Origin of the sequence: Pseudomonas cremoricolorata DSM 17059 = NBRC 16634 (assembly GCF_000425745.1) — a bacterium.
Lineage (GTDB): Bacteria > Pseudomonadota > Gammaproteobacteria > Pseudomonadales > Pseudomonadaceae > Aquipseudomonas > Aquipseudomonas cremoricolorata.
Genome location: NZ_AUEA01000015.1, coordinates 41482 through 56917, shown reverse-complemented (window position 1 = coordinate 56917; position 15436 = coordinate 41482). Strand labels below are relative to the sequence as shown.

Below are 15436 nucleotides of genomic sequence, written 5' to 3'. Positions count from 1 at the left end.
TTGGTGCGTTTATATAAATGTATACAAAATGCAACCTGCTCTAATTCGATAAATCCCCGTCGAATGGGCTCATGACCGGAATAGCCCAGGCACAAAAATGGGGCCGATCATGGCCCCATTTTCGTGCAACCGCTGGCTAGTTACTGCGCCAGCTTCTTGTGACGCACGCGGTGCGGCTGGGCTGCCGCGTCGCCCAGGCGTTTTTTGCGATCGGCTTCGTACTCGGTGTAGTTGCCTTCGAAGAACACCACGTTTGAATCGTCTTCGTAGGCCAGGATGTGCGTGGCCACACGGTCAAGGAACCACCGATCGTGGGAAATCACGATGGCGGCGCCAGGGAAGTCGAGCAGCGCTTCTTCCAGCGAACGCAGGGTTTCCACGTCGAGGTCGTTGGACGGTTCGTCGAGCAGCAGCACGTTGCCCCCCTCTTTCAAGGTCAGCGCCAGGTGCAGACGGCCACGCTCACCACCGGACAGGTCCTTAACGAACTTCTGCTGGTCGCCGCCCTTGAAGTTGAAGCGCCCGACGTAGGTACGCGAAGGAATTTCATAGCTGCCGATGCGGATCTGGTCGGAACCGTCGGACACCTGCTGGAACACCGTCTTGCTGCCGTCGAGGTCTTCACGGCTCTGGTCGACACAGGCCAGTTGCACGGTTTCACCGATTTCGATGCTGCCCGAATCCGGCTGTTCCTTGCCCATGAGCATGCGGAACAGCGTGGATTTACCGGCGCCGTTACCGCCGATCACGCCGACGATGGCGCCTTTGGGCATGCTGAACGACAGGTTGTCGATCAGTACGCGGTCGCCGTAGCCCTTGCTGACGTTCTTGAATTCGATGACCTTGTCGCCCAGGCGCTGGCCTGCGGGGATGTAGATCTCGTTGGTTTCGCTGCGCTTCTGGAATTCCTGCGACTGCATTTCCTCGAAGCGTTGCAGACGTGCCTTGGACTTGGACTGGCGGGCCTTGGCGCCTTTGCGCACCCACTCCAGCTCCTCCTTCATGGCCTTCTCGTGGGCGCTCTGCTGCTTGGATTCCTGGGCCAGACGGTCCGACTTGGCTTCCAGCCAACCCGAGTAGTTGCCTTCGTACGGAATGCCGGCGCCGCGGTCGAGTTCGAGGATCCAGCCGGCGACGTTGTCGAGGAAGTAACGGTCGTGGGTAATCGCCACCACGGTGCCGGGGAAATCGTGCAGGAAGCGTTCGAGCCAGGCCACCGAGTCGGCATCCAGGTGGTTGGTCGGTTCGTCGAGCAGCAGCATGTCGGGGGCCGACAGCAGCAGACGGCACAGCGCCACACGGCGCTTCTCGCCACCGGACAGGTGTTCGATCTTCGCATCCCAGGCCGGCAGGCGCAGGGCGTCGGCGGCGACGTCCAGCTGGCGTTCGAGGTTGTGGCCGTCGGCCGCCTGCAGAATGGCTTCGAGCTTGGCCTGTTCGGCGGCCAGCTTGTCGAAGTCGGCATCCGGCTCGGCGTAGGCCGCGTAGACTTCGTCCAGACGCGCCTGGGCGTCCTTGATCACGCTGACCGCTTCTTCGACCACTTCACGCACGGTCTTGCTCGGGTCGAGCTGCGGCTCCTGGGGCAGGTAGCCGACATTGATGTCGGGCATCGGACGGGCTTCGCCGTCGAACTCCTTGTCGACCCCGGCCATGATCCGCAGCAGGGTCGATTTACCGGCGCCGTTCAGGCCCAGCACGCCGATCTTGGCGCCGGGGAAGAACGACAACGAAATGTTCTTGAGGATTTCGCGCTTCGGCGGCACGACTTTGCTCAGCCGATGCATGGTGTAGACGTATTGAGCCAAGACCAAGCCCTCTCTTAGATAGGTAAGGACATCGACGGGCGCGCAGGCCAGGGCCTGGTCCCGGAATGAAATGGATGTCGTGGAACGAAGCGGGCCATTCTACGCCAAGTCGTGACCTTGCACAGATGGCCCGACGAAGCCGGCCCGCGGCGCGGCGCTCAACGCCGGCCGTTGCGCCGGGTGCCACGCGGGGCGCGGTTGCCGCCGCCCTGCTCGGCCAACTGCGCGGCCCAGGCCGCCTTGACGCTGAAGCCCGCAGCCACGCTGGCGCTGCCGTGCGCCGCTGCGGCGCGCGGCGTGTGGGTGGCAGGCGCGGCAGCACGCTCGGCCGCGAACGGGGCAGTGACGGCCTTGGCGGCTCGGGCCTGCTGACGCAGCTCGGCCAGTGACGGCGCCTTGGCCACCTGGGTGACGGCGGGCTTGAGCAGCGAGCGCTGGCACGACTTGCACGACACCTCGTCGCTCACGGCGGTGCTGACCAGCGTCTGGGCGCGACGCCCGCAGACAGCCTCCAGGCCATTGGGGGAATAGTGGGTAACCAAAACCAGGCTTCTCCAGGAACACGTGCATTGAAACGGCCGGCATTCTCGCACACCCACCGCTCGATGCCGACCCGACCGGACGGGCAGGACAGAACTCTGGCACTTTGCCATAATGCGACGCCCTGTTTCGCAGCAGACTAGTCTGGGGTCAGCGCGCCGTCTTATAGTGCGCCGGCTTCGTTCATGCCCTGGCTCAGCCGCCAGGCGTTTCCCTGCCATCGCCAGCCCCTTTGCAGGATGAGCGCGTGACCCACTTCACCTCACCTTCAGCCCAGCTTCCGGCGGTTCCCGTCAAGGCACTGGGTGGCTCGCTCAAGGGCGCACTGGCGCTGCTCGTGCTGGTGCTGCTGGGCCTGCTCGTGTGGCAGTTGTTCGCCCAGTACCGCGCCACGCAACTGGAGCAGCGCGAGCAAAGCCTGGGCGCCAGTGCCGAATTGGCCGATCACCTGGAATTGAACCTGGCGCTGCGCGCCCAGCAAGCGCTGACGATGCTGCAACTCTATGTCGACGTCCCGCTCGGCGACGCCGCCGATGGCGCGTTGCTGCAATTGCAGGCACGCCTGCCGGCGCTGCAGGGCCTGGCCTGGCTGGACGACGCTGGCCAGGTGCAGGATGACAGCCAGTTCGGCGGCGCAGAGCGCAGCACCATCGACGAGCTGCTCAGCCTCGGTGCTCGGCGAGCGTTCTTCTACAGCAATTCCGCCGACGGGCACACCCTGTACCTGCTGTTGCCACGGGCCGCCCACGGCGAGCGCAACGGCACGGGCGGGCACTGGCTGCTGCGGTTGTCCAGCGACTACCTGTACAGCCTCACCCAGCGCCTGGACGGCCCCAGTTCGCCCTTGTGGCTGCTGGAAAACAGCCGCAGCGGCGACCGGCTCGCGCAGCATCCGGCGATCAGCGACGCCGCGCCACTGGACAGCGTGCTGCTGAGCTTTCTGGACAACAGCAACTGGCAACTGCGTGGGCTGTTCGACGCCGTGCAGGCGCGCAACCAACTGCTGCCGGCGTTGATCGGCAAATGCCTGCTGGTGCTGCTGTGCGCCTCGCTGCCGGTGCTGGCGCTGTTCAACCTGCGTCGCCGCCAGCGCACCCTGCAGGACGAACGGCGACGTTACCACGACATCTTCGAAGGCACCGGGGTGGCGCTGTGCGTGCTTGACCTGTCCAGCCTGCCCGGGCAACTCGAGCGCCACCACCTGAGCAACCGCGCCGGTCTGCGCCACAGCCTGGCGCTGGACCCGAATCTGCGCCGCGCGCTGCTTCAGCAATTGAAAATCACCGAGACCAATCAGGTTGCCCGCCAGTTGCTTGAGGTCGAGTGCAACGACCGCGCCTGGCAACGTCTGATCGAAGGCAGTGGCGATGGCCGCGACAGTGTCGGCATGCAGCTCATCGATGCCGTGCTCGAGCGCCGCGAGCAACTGGAACTGGAAGTGCGCCTGCCCACCGGCCAGGGCGGCGATGTGCACCTGTGGCTGATGGTGCGTCTGCCCGAACCGCGCGACTACCACGCGGTCATCCTCAGCATCAGCGATATCACCAGCCGCAAGCAGGTCGAGCTGTCGGCGCTGGAGCGTGAGAGTTTCTGGTCGGATGTGGTGCGCACCGTGCCGGACCAGCTCTACGTGCAGGACGTGCTCAGCCAGCAGATGATCTTCAGCAATCGTCACCTCGGCCAGACCCTGGGCTACAGCCGCGCCGAGCTGGCGCAAATGGGCGATCGCTTCTGGGAAATGCTCATGCACCCGGACGACGCCGAGCGCTACCGCGCCCAGCGCTGGCACCTGCGCCGCGATGACGAGCAGCCGCTGCACTACCATTCGCGCTTCCGTCACCACGATGGCTCGTGGCGCTGCTACGACATCCGCGAGCAGGTGCTGACCCGTGACGCTGCGGGCCAGATCACGCGGATCATCGGCGTCGGCAAGGATGTCACGGTGCAGATCGAAGCCAGCGAGTCGCTGCGCGACAGCGAACAGCGCTACCGCATGCTCGCCGAGAGCATCAGCGACGTGATTTTCTCCACCGACAGCCAACTCAAGCTCAACTACGTCAGCCCGTCGGTAAAAGTGGTGCTTGGCTACGAGGTGGAGTGGATTTTCAGCAACGGCTGGCAGTCGACCATCGCCAATCCGGCGCAGCTCAGCGGCGTGCTCAAGCTGGTCGAACAGGTCACCAGTGCCCTGGGCAACCTCGAGCAACTGGCGCGCCTGCGTAGCGACCTGCCGACCCAGTTGTTCCTGTTCGACTGCCTGCGCGCCGATGGGCGCAAGATTCCCATCGAGCTGCGCGTGGTGCTGGTGTGGGACGAGCATGGCGGCTTCGAAGGCATTCTCGGCGTGGGCCGCGACATCAGCCAGCAACGGCGCGCCGAAAAAGACCTGCGCATGGCCGCGACGGTCTTCGAGCACTCCACCTCGGCCATTCTCATCACCGACCCGGCCGGCTACATCGTCCAGGCCAACGAAGCCTTCAGCCGCGTCAGTGGCTATGCCGTGAGCGATGTGCTCGACCAGTTGCCGGGCATGCTGGTGGTCGACAGCCAGCAGGAAGCGCATCTGCGCTACGTGCTCAAGCAGTTGCACCAGCGCGGCAGCTGGGAGGGCGAGGTGTGGCTCAAGCGCCGCAGTGGCGAGCACTACCCCGCCTGGGTCGGCATCACTGCGGTGTTCGACGACGAAGGCGATCTGGCCAGCTACGTGTGCTTCTTCACCGACATCAGCGAGCGCAAGGCCAGCGAACAGCGCATCCATCGCCTGGCCTACTACGACGCCCTGACCCACCTGCCCAACCGCACGCTGTTCCAGGATCGCCTGTATACCGCCTTGCAACAGGCGCAGCGCAACACCTCGTGGGTGGTGCTGATGTTCCTCGACCTCGACCGCTTCAAGCCGATCAACGATTCGCTCGGCCACGCTGCAGGCGATCGCATGCTCAAGGACATGGCCGAGCGCCTGCTGGCCTGCGTTCACGATGACGACACCGTGGCGCGCATGGGCGGCGACGAATTCACCCTGCTGCTGCAACCACGGCCCAGCCGCGAAGCCTCGCTGACCCGGGCGATTCATGTGGCCGAGAACATCCTCGCCAGCCTGGTGCGGCCGTTCGTGCTGGAGAACCGCGAGTTCTTCGTCACCGCCAGCATCGGCATCGCCCTCAGCCCGCAGGATGGCAGCGAACTCAGCCAACTGATGAAGAACGCCGACACGGCGATGTACCACGCCAAGGAACGCGGCAAGAACAATTTCCAGTTCTATCAGGCCGACATGAACGCCAGCGCCCTGGAGCGTCTGGAACTGGAAAGCGATTTGCGCCACGCCCTGGAGCAGAACGAGTTCGTGCTGTATTACCAGCCGCAGTTCAGCGGTGATGGCAAGCGCCTGACCGGGGCCGAAGCCTTGCTGCGCTGGAACCATCCACGGCGCGGGCTGGTGCCGCCGGGGGAATTCATTCCGGTGCTCGAAGAGCTGGGCCTGGTGGTGGATGTCGGCGACTGGGTGCTGCGCGAGGCCAGCCGCCAGTTGCGCGCCTGGCGCGAGGCCCGCGTGCGAGTGCCCAAGGTGGCGGTCAACCTGTCGGCCCGGCAGTTCTCCGACGGCCAGCTGGGCACGCGCATCGCCGGCATTCTGGAAGAAAGCGGTCTGTCGCCGGCCTGCCTCGAGCTGGAATTGACTGAAAGCATCCTGATGCGAGAAGTCGACGAAGCCATGCAGATTCTCGCCAGCCTCAAGCAACTGGGCCTGAGCATCGCCGTGGATGACTTCGGCACCGGCTACTCGTCGCTCAACTACCTCAAGCAGTTCCCCATCGACGTGCTGAAGATTGACCGCACCTTCGTCGACGGCCTGCCCTGCGGTGAACAGGATGCGCAGATCGCCCGCGCGATCATCGCCATGGCCCACAGCCTGAACCTGTCGGTGATCGCCGAAGGCGTGGAAACCCACGAGCAACTGGAGTTTCTTCGCGAGCACGATTGCGACCAGGTGCAGGGCTACCTGTTCGGCCGCCCCATGTCGGCCCGCCAGTTCGAAGCGCAGTTCAGCAATGAAGCGCTGTTCATGCTGGAGTGAGGCAGCTGCTAGCTGCAAGCGGCAAGTTGAAGCAGTACGGCTTTTTCTTGTCGCTTGAAGCTTGAAACTTGAAGCTTCAAGCTTGCCGCTGCCCAATGCTGTAGAATGCTGCCCCTTTCCCGCCCGATCCTTGAGGACCGCCATGTTCAGCCGTGATTTGACCATTGCCAAGTACGACGCAGAGCTCTTCGACGCCATGCAGCAGGAAGCGCTGCGCCAGGAAGAGCACATCGAGCTGATCGCTTCGGAAAACTACACCAGCCCCGCCGTCATGGAAGCCCAAGGCTCGGTGCTGACCAACAAGTACGCCGAAGGCTACCCAGGCAAGCGCTACTACGGCGGTTGCGAGTATGTCGATGTGGTCGAGCAACTGGCCATCGACCGTGCCAAGGAACTGTTCGGCGCCGATTACGCCAACGTTCAGCCCCACGCCGGTTCCCAGGCCAACGCCGCGGTCTACCTGGCCCTGCTGTCGGCCGGTGACACCATCCTCGGCATGAGCCTGGCCCACGGTGGTCACCTGACCCACGGCGCCAGCGTCAGCTCGTCGGGCAAGCTGTACAACGCCGTGCAGTACGGCATCGACGGCAACGGCCTGATCGACTACGACGAAGTCGAGCGTCTGGCCGTCGAGCACAAGCCGAAAATGATCGTCGCTGGTTTCTCGGCCTATTCGCAGGTGCTGGACTTCCCGCGCTTCCGCGCCATTGCCGACAAAGTCGGTGCCTACCTGTTCGTCGACATGGCCCACGTCGCTGGCCTGGTCGCTGCTGGCGTCTATCCCAACCCGGTACCGTTCGCCGACGTGGTCACCACCACCACCCACAAGACCCTGCGCGGTCCACGTGGCGGCCTGATCCTGGCCCGCAGCAACCCCGAGATCGAGAAGAAGCTCAACGGCGCCGTATTCCCGGGCGCCCAGGGCGGTCCGCTGGAGCACGTCATCGCAGCCAAGGCGATCTGCTTCAAGGAAGCGCTGCAGCCTGAGTTCAAGGCCTACCAGCAACAAGTGGTGAAGAACGCCCAGGCCATGGCCAGCGTGTTCATCGAGCGCGGCTTCGACGTGGTCTCCGGCGGTACCGAAAACCACCTGTTCCTGCTCTCGCTGATCAAGCAGGACATCTCTGGCAAAGACGCTGACGCAGCGCTCGGCAAAGCCTTCATCACCGTCAACAAGAACTCGGTACCCAACGACCCACGCTCGCCGTTCGTCACCTCCGGCCTGCGCTTCGGCACCCCAGCCGTCACCACCCGTGGCTTCAAGGAAACCGAATGCCGCGAACTGGCTGGCTGGATCTGCGACATCCTCGCCGACCTGAACAACGAAGCGGTGATCGACGCCGTGCGTGAGAAGGTCAAGGCGATCTGCAAGAAGCTGCCGGTTTACGGGCAGTAATCGTTGGGAGCGAACGGCTTCGCAGATTAGCCCTTGGCTAGACGCAAGCTGGCAGTTCGAATCTAGTTGTATAAAAAACCGATACCGGCGCGCTGGTGTCGGTTTTTTTGTGCGCAATGAATGGCAAGTGCTCGAGACCTACACAGGTGGTTGAACCTCAGGCCCTGTCGATCACTTCAAGCACTCATCGTTCGGTAGAGTATTCGCACTACGCTTGATAATGCATGTAGATTCCCGCTCGAATCTTAAACCCCGCTTAATTTGAATTCAGACATGGCGAGCTTCGCCAATAGCAAAACCCCAGGCCCTTAATTTTGCACGCGACGTTGCACGGGAAACATATCCTGCCCAGGAAGTGCTACAAGGTTCAATAAGTGAAGGCCATGACGCACGCTGAACTCTCCTTCTGTCGCCTGACCGAGTCAACTGGAGAGCATCATGCAACATCCTCCCGTAGAGCTTCCTCCGCTTGAAATAAAAGATCTTCAATTAGATTATCCCATGCCACCGCTTTTTCCTTTCAACTTGCCAATGTGGCCCAATAATTTGCTACCACCGCACTTCCCTGTCCCTCCTGAATTACTGCCCGCCCCAGAGCCCACAACCGTTGAAATTGAAAACGCAATTAAAAATGAAACCAGAACCGGAAAAATTCCCAAATTCGCAGACGTGGATGCAGAGATTGATTCTTATGCTCAACTGAAGTCCAGCACCAAGTCGACAGAGGTGCGCCGCCAGGAAGCATCAGATGAGCTATTCCTGCGAACATATAATGAAATGCAGCGTCAGGAAACCCTTGCTAAAGCCCTGTTAGGCCATGATCCGCTTTCTAAGAGCGGCAGCATGAACGTTAGTCGTTATGAAGAGCTTTACGGCGATATCGGGCTTGACAAAGATGCCTTCAAATCGAGACTGAGAGAGAGCTATGCCGCCGCCTGGGCGCGTGGCGACCTGGCCTATAAAAGTTATCTGCTGTTCTTCAGGGCTTGGAATATCGACCCGTCGCACCAATTCATGCAGGTAGGCCCTGGGGTCACACCGGATGCGATCAGAATAAGGGTACGTGACCGCCTAGCTGCGGAGTCCGTTGCTCAAGCTGAAGCTGAACGCATTGCAGCAGAGGCTGCCGCACAAGCCGAGGCAGAACGCATCGCAGCAGAGGCTGCCGCACAAGCCGAGGCAGAACGCATCGCCGCCGAAGCCGCTGCACAAGCCGAGGCAGAACGCATCGCCGCCGAAGCCGCTGCACAAGCCAAGCGCCTCGCTAACACTTACCGGGTTCCCACCGCTCCTATCAAAGCGGGCGTAGCGGTCATCACGCCGGCTGGACTGGTCGTCTCTGCTGTCACCAGTACGGCCATGCGCGCCGCCGTCTCCGGTGCCGTCGCGCTGGTGGTAGCCAACCCGTTGGTCGCCGCAGGTGTCGTGCTCGGAGTGGCGGCGTTCGTCTACACCTCCCGACTCGGCGACGGCAAAACGCCAGAGCGCTACGCGTTGCAATTGCCAGCGTCAGATCTTCTGCTAGGGGCAGAAAGTTCCAGCCAGCCATTACGTCCTGGCAGTACGGTCGATCTGCCCTATCGCATCGGCTCCCGATCCAGCGCCGAAGGGGGTTCGGAGATATTCGTCGCGAAGACCGACAACCTCAATGCTCCCTCGGCAGTGCGCGTTATCGAGGCCGTGTTCGACGCAGCACTTGGCGTCTACACCGCGGTCACAGCCGACTCCCCACCACGCACGCTGACCTGGACACCTGCGGTTTCGCCTGGCGACCCCTCCACCATCACGCCTGAAATCGAGCCAGAGCCTCCTGTCTACCCCGGTGCCACGATTACCCCCATCGACCTGCGCATCGATAGTTTCCCCGAACTTCCCGATACTAGTTTCGATGACTACATCGTCGTGTTTCCTGCTGACTCCGGTCTTGCGCCGATTTACACCATGTTCAAAAGTCGGCGTGAAGAGCCTGGCGTTGCGACAGGTGGCAGCGTAGTGTCGACAGGGAATTGGATTGAGGCAGCGGCTACAGAACTTGGTGCTTCTATCCCGCTTTCTGTCGCCGAGACGCTGAGAGGAAAATCATTTGGATCGTTCCGTGCATTCAGAAGAGCGGTGTGGAAGGCTATGGAGCAGGATTCTGAGGTCAGTGGGCGATTTGGCAACAAGAGATTTGGTCACAGAGCAGGCTCATCTCCCTTCACCAGAGAGGCCGAGCAAGTAGGTGGCAGGAAGCGATATGAGATACACCATCTCACCCCGATACATTCTGGCGGCGAAGTATACGACATGGATAATTTGCGCATTATGACGCCCAGACAACATATTCAAGCCCACAAGCAAAAGGCGAACGTCGATGAATGATAAAAAATCACTCCAAGACTACACCGAGTCTGAGTTTCTTGAATTCGTTCGGCAGTTTTTCAAGGCTGCAGCCCCTAGTACTGATTACGAACAGAGCGATACCGAAAATGAGGTTCAAGCTCTTGACGCCATCGATGCATCTGAAAAGCACTTTGATGAATTGGTAGATCACTTCCGGGCAATCACGGAACATCCCAGCGGAAGCGATCTAATCTATTACCCTGAAGATCACGTTGAGGACAGCCCCGAAGGCATTCTCAACGAAGTGAAAAAGTGGCGTGCCGCCAACGGTAAGCCAGGGTTCAAGCCAGCCTGATATTTGCACCTTTATTGGCCCCTGAGCCGTCAGGGGCCTATCGGCTGATCCTCTGAGTTCCAGCCCCTACCTGCTCCCACCGGGCATTTGCGACTGTACAATCCCTTGCCCTGCTCTCCAACTGAGTCAACGGTTCAGCCAAGCCAATGCCTCCGACCCAGACTTGCCGCGAGCCCGAAATCTGCATCACGTCATGTTCCAAAGTGTTGCGGCCACCCCACCAGAAAACGCCGCCCTCGCGCCGGAAGCGTCTGATTCGCCCGCTCCTGTTTCGTCGTCATGCTGTCGCCCTTACTTCGGCGAGGCGCATCCATGAACGGCAATCACAATCAGCACGGCAACTACAAACGGGTCATCGACACGGCCGAGACCAGCTGGGACTACTCGCAGCGCAGCCGACTGTCGGGGCTGAATGTCACGGTGCTGGCGCCGAACCATCTGGCCGACCAATTCGGCAGGCGTTTGCATCATTTCTGCACCAGTTCCTACCTGGGCCTGGACTATCACCCGCGCCTGCTCAATGGCGCGGTGGATGCGATTCGCCAGAACGGCACGCTGCGCATCGCCAACTCGCGCAATCGCTGCAAGCTGGGGGTGCTGGACGATTACGAGTGGCGGCTCTCGGAGCTGTTCCAGAGCCACTGCCTGGCGACCTTGTCGTGCAGCGCCGCCAGCGCCGGGGTGCTGCCGCTGCTGGCCGCCGGCGTGTTTTCCGACAAGCAGCCACCCACGCTGGTCTTCGACCGCTTCGCCAATGCCTCGATGAGCCATGTCAAAGCCGCCTGCGCCGATGAAACCCAGGTGCTGACCCTGCCCCACAACGACATGGACCAGCTCGAGCAGGTGTGCCGCGATCACCCGCGCGTGGCCTATGTCGCCGACGGGTTGTACAGCATGGGCGGGATGTGCGACCTCGAAGGCTTGCTGTTCCTCCAAGAGCGCTACGGCCTGTTGTTGTACCTGGACGACTCCCACGCCCTCTCCACCCTGGGCGAGCAAGGTGCCGGGCTGGTGCGCCCGGAAATCGACCAGGCTAACGAGCAGACCATCATCGTCGCCTCGCTGGACAAGTCGTTCGGCGCCGGTGGCGGGCTGGTGATGCTGGGCAGCGAGCGGCACAAGCGTCTGATTCACCGCTATGGCGGGCCAACCAACTGGTCGCAGAGCCTGAACACCGCAGTGATCGGCGCCGGGCTGGCATCCATCGAACTGCACCGCACGCACACCTTGACGGCAGCCCAGGACAAACTGCAGAAAAACCTCAGGCTGTTCGATTCGCTGGTGCCGAGCGAGCAGGCCGGCAGCCGCTCACCGATCCGACTGGTGCGCACGGGTGACGCGCAAAGCGCCAATCAGCTGTCGGCGCGCCTGGCCGATCAGGGCTACCTGACCTCGGCGGTGTTCTTTCCCATCGTGCCCAATGGCAGCGCCGCCGTGCGCATCACCCTGCGCGCCGACATGGAGGCGTCGGTGATCATTCACTTCTGCACCGCCCTGCTGGAACTGGCCGGCGCGCACCTGCACCGGCGTGTATCGCAGCGCTAGTTGCCGAGGGCAGCGAAGCCTGCGCGGATTTTTTCTTCGGGCAGCTCATCGCCGATGAACACCAGCACGCTTTCGCGCGACTCGTCGGCCTTCCACTCGCTGTCCCAGTCGAAGCCATACAGCTTGAGCACGCCCTGGAACACCAGGCGCCGCGCTTCTCCGGCGATGCTCAGCACGCCTTTGTAGCGCAGCAGTTGCTTGCCGTGCTCTTCGAGCAGCGCGTTCATGAAGTCGCTGAGGCGGTCGATGTCCAGCGGCGCCTCGCTGCGCAGCACCAGGGTGGCGATGCGATCGGGGGTGGCCGGCTTGAGCAGCGGGCGCAGGGTCGGGGTCGGGCGCAGGCCCAGCTCCGGGTTGAGGTTGAAGCCGCGCACATCGAGCAGCTCGGCCAGCTCGATGCGGCCATGCTCGACGATGCGAATCGCGGCGCGGCCATTGATGCGGCCCAGGCGCTCGCGCAGCGCGTCGAGCGTGGCCGCATCGACCAGATCGGTCTTGCTCAGCAGCAGGCGGTCGGCAAAGCCGACCTGGGCCTGGGCGATGCTTTGGGTCAGGTGCAGCTCGGCGTGCCTGGCGTCGACCAGGGTGATGATGCCGTCGAGGATGTAGCGCTCGCGCAGTTCTTCGTCGATGAAAAAGGTTTGCGCCACGGGCGCCGGGTCGGCGAGGCCAGTGCATTCGATCACCAGACGGTCGAACGCGATTTCCCCGGCGTCGAGGCGTTCGAGCAGCAGGTACAGGGCCCGGGTCAGGTCGCCGTGGATGCTGCAGCAGACGCAGCCGTTGGCCAGGGTCATGACCTGCACCGGCTCATCGCCGAGCAACTGGCTGTCGATGCCGGCGTCGCTGAATTCGTTCTCGATCACGGCAAGCCTGAGGCCGTGCTCGGCCTTGAGCATGTGCTTGAGCAGGGTGGTCTTGCCGGCACCGAGAAAACCGGTGAGGACGGTGACGGGAATAGGCGTGGACACGCAGGTACCTCCATGAAGCAGAAATGAACGTGGGAGTCCGTTCGACCGGACTCCCACGAATTCACGCGTGACGCAGCGTCAACAGCATTTGGGCCCGGACTTGCCGCCGTAACGGGCTTCCTGGCGCTCGCGGAAGAACGCCTCGTAGCTCATCACCGGCTGGTCCGGATGCGTGCGCTGCATGTGCTCGACATAGTTGTCGTAGTCAGGCATGCCCACCATCAGGCGGGCGGCCTGGCCCAGGTACTTACCCAGCTTCCCCAGGTCGTTGAACATCACTGCGGCCCTCTGTGATCACGCATCAGGCAAGGCCTGGAACGGGGTTTCCTTGTCGGTCCGCTCTTTGCGACCCAGTGCGCGATAGCCCACTTTGATGGCGAAGAACAGGATGCTGAACACCACCACCAGGAACAGGATGGTGAGCGTGGCGTTGGTGTAGGCGTTGAAGATCACGTGCTGCATCTGCCCGATGTCCTTGGCCGGAGCCAGCACCTGACCGGCGTCGAGCGCGGTGCGGTACTTGTTGGCCAAGGCCAGGAAGCCCACCGCCGGGTTCGGGTCGAACAGCTTGATCAGGCCTGCGGTGGTGGTGCAGATCAGCAGCCATACCGCCGGCAGCAAGGTCACCCACATGTACTGCTGGCGCTTCATCTTGATCAGCACCACGGTGCCGAGCATCAGCGCGATGCCTGCCAGCATCTGGTTGGAGATACCGAACAGCGGCCACAAGGTATTGATGCCGCCGAGTGGATCGATCACCCCCTGGTACAGCAGGTAGCCCCACAGCGCCACGCAGCCGGCCGTTGCCAGCAGGTTGGCGCCCCATGACTCGGTGCGCTTGAGCGCCGGCACGAAGCTGCCCAGCAGGTCTTGCAGCATGAAGCGCCCGGCACGGGTACCGGCATCCACTGCGGTGAGGATGAACAGCGCCTCGAAGAGGATCGCGAAGTGGTACCAGAAGGCCATGGTGTTCTCACCCGGCAACACCTGGTGGAGGATCTGCGCGATACCCACCGCCAGCGTCGGCGCACCGCCGGCACGGGCCAGCACGGTGTGCTCGCCGATGTCACGGGCCACCGCTTCGAGCTGTTCGGGGGTGATCAAAAAGCCCCAACTACTGACCGTCTGCGCCACCGAGACGACATCCGCACCGACCACTGCCGCGGGGCTGTTCATGGCGAAGTACACGCCCGGCTCGATAACCGAGGCGGCGACCATCGCCATGATCGCCACGAACGACTCCATGAGCATGCCGCCATAGCCGATGTAACGGGCGTTGGTTTCGTTATCCAGCAGCTTGGGCGTGGTGCCCGAGGAGATCAGCGCGTGGAAGCCCGACACCGCGCCACAGGCGATGGTGATGAACAGGAACGGGAACAGGGTGCCCTTCCACACCGGGCCTGTGCCGTCGGTGAACTGGGTCAGGGCCGGCATTTTCAGCTCGGGCGCGATGATCAGGATACCGATGGCCAGGCCGACGATGGTGCCGATCTTGAGGAAGGTCGACAGGTAGTCGCGTGGCGCCAGCACCAGCCATACCGGCAGTACCGCGGCAACGAAGCCGTAGCCCACCAGCATCCAGGTGATCTGCACGCCGGTGAAGGTGAACGCCGGGCCCCAGACCGGATCGGCAGCCACCAGGCCGCCCGCCCAGATCGACAGCAGCAGCAGGACCACGCCGATGATGGAAATCTCACCGATGCGTCCCGGGCGGATGTAGCGCATGTAGATGCCCATGAACATCGCGATGGGGATGGTCGCCATCACCGTGAACATGCCCCATGGGCTCTCGGCCAGGGCCTTGACCACGATCAGCGCCAGCACCGCGAGGATGATGATCATGATCAGGAAGCAGCCGAACAGGGCGATGGTGCCGGGAATGCGGCCCATCTCTTCGCGGACCATGTCGCCCAGCGACCGGCCGTTGCGGCGGGTCGACATGAACAGCACCATGAAATCCTGCACCGCGCCGGCCAGGACCACGCCAGCAATCAGCCACAAGGTGCCGGGCAGGTAGCCCATCTGCGCGGCCAGCACCGGCCCGACCAGAGGCCCGGCGCCTGCGATGGCGGCGAAGTGGTGACCGAAAAGAATGTGTTTGTTGGTGGGGACATAGTCCAGACCATCATTGTTGAGCACCGCCGGGGTAGCGCGGCGCGAATCGAGTTGCATCACCTTGGTGGCGATGAACAGGCTGTAGTAGCGATAGGCGACCAAGTAGATGGCGACCGACGCGACGACAATCCACAAGGCATTGATCGCTTCACCCCGACGCAGGGCGACCACACCCAGCGCACAGGCTCCTATGACCGCCAGCGCCAACCATGGCAGATGGCGTAGCAGGCTATTATTGTTGTTCATGGTTTTGCTTCCAGCTTGAGGTTTGGAATAAGACCGCTCACCGAGTCTAGGGCCAGTCCTTGA

The 15436-nt window shown here is 62.5% G+C and carries 10 protein-coding genes; 5 read left to right on the top strand and 5 right to left on the bottom strand.

Going from position 1 to position 15436, the window contains the following annotated elements:
* Positions 1–140 precede the first annotated feature (140 nt).
* Complete coding sequence (gene ettA / locus H618_RS0116940) at positions 141–1808, bottom strand: energy-dependent translational throttle protein EttA (protein ID WP_028696198.1); 1668 nt, start codon at positions 1806–1808, stop codon at positions 141–143.
* A gap of 158 nt (positions 1809–1966) precedes the next feature.
* Entirely contained in the window at positions 1967–2350 is a 384-nt protein-coding gene (locus H618_RS0116935) for a hypothetical protein (RefSeq protein ID WP_028696197.1), read from the bottom strand.
* A 245-nt stretch (positions 2351–2595) separates the two neighbouring features.
* Between H618_RS0116935 and H618_RS0116930 the strand changes: the two genes are divergently transcribed.
* From H618_RS0116930 to H618_RS0116910, 5 genes are all read left to right on the top strand, one after another.
* Positions 2596–6423, top strand: a complete 3828-nt coding sequence (locus H618_RS0116930) for a sensor domain-containing protein (protein ID WP_028696196.1) — start codon at positions 2596–2598, stop codon at positions 6421–6423.
* A gap of 142 nt (positions 6424–6565) precedes the next feature.
* Positions 6566–7819, top strand: a complete 1254-nt coding sequence (gene glyA / locus H618_RS0116925) for a serine hydroxymethyltransferase (protein ID WP_028696195.1) — start codon at positions 6566–6568, stop codon at positions 7817–7819.
* Positions 7820–8257: 438 nt separating this feature from the next.
* Complete coding sequence (locus H618_RS21830) at positions 8258–10180, top strand: S-type pyocin domain-containing protein (RefSeq protein WP_081673805.1); 1923 nt, start codon at positions 8258–8260, stop codon at positions 10178–10180.
* Positions 10173–10496 carry a bacteriocin immunity protein gene (locus H618_RS0116915; RefSeq protein ID WP_028696194.1) on the top strand — a complete coding sequence of 108 codons (324 nt, stop codon included), beginning with the start codon at positions 10173–10175 and terminating at the stop codon, positions 10494–10496. The genes H618_RS21830 and H618_RS0116915 overlap by 8 nt, the downstream gene beginning before the upstream one ends.
* Positions 10497–10808: 312 nt before the next feature.
* Entirely contained in the window at positions 10809–12041 is a 1233-nt protein-coding gene (locus tag H618_RS0116910) for an aminotransferase class I/II-fold pyridoxal phosphate-dependent enzyme (protein ID WP_028696193.1), read from the top strand.
* Here H618_RS0116910 and yjiA read toward each other — a convergent pair.
* The 3 genes from yjiA to H618_RS0116895 all read right to left on the bottom strand — a co-directional run bounded on the left by yjiA (position 12038) and on the right by H618_RS0116895 (position 15373).
* Positions 12038–13012, bottom strand: coding sequence for a GTPase (gene yjiA / locus H618_RS0116905; RefSeq protein ID WP_028696192.1), 975 nt, complete (start codon positions 13010–13012; stop codon positions 12038–12040). The genes H618_RS0116910 and yjiA overlap by 4 nt on opposite strands.
* A gap of 78 nt (positions 13013–13090) precedes the next feature.
* Positions 13091–13288, bottom strand: a complete 198-nt coding sequence (locus H618_RS0116900; RefSeq protein ID WP_028696191.1) for a YbdD/YjiX family protein — start codon at positions 13286–13288, stop codon at positions 13091–13093.
* Positions 13289–13306: 18 nt separating this feature from the next.
* Positions 13307–15373, bottom strand: a complete 2067-nt coding sequence (locus H618_RS0116895) for a carbon starvation CstA family protein (protein WP_028696190.1) — start codon at positions 15371–15373, stop codon at positions 13307–13309.
* Positions 15374–15436 lie beyond the last annotated feature (63 nt).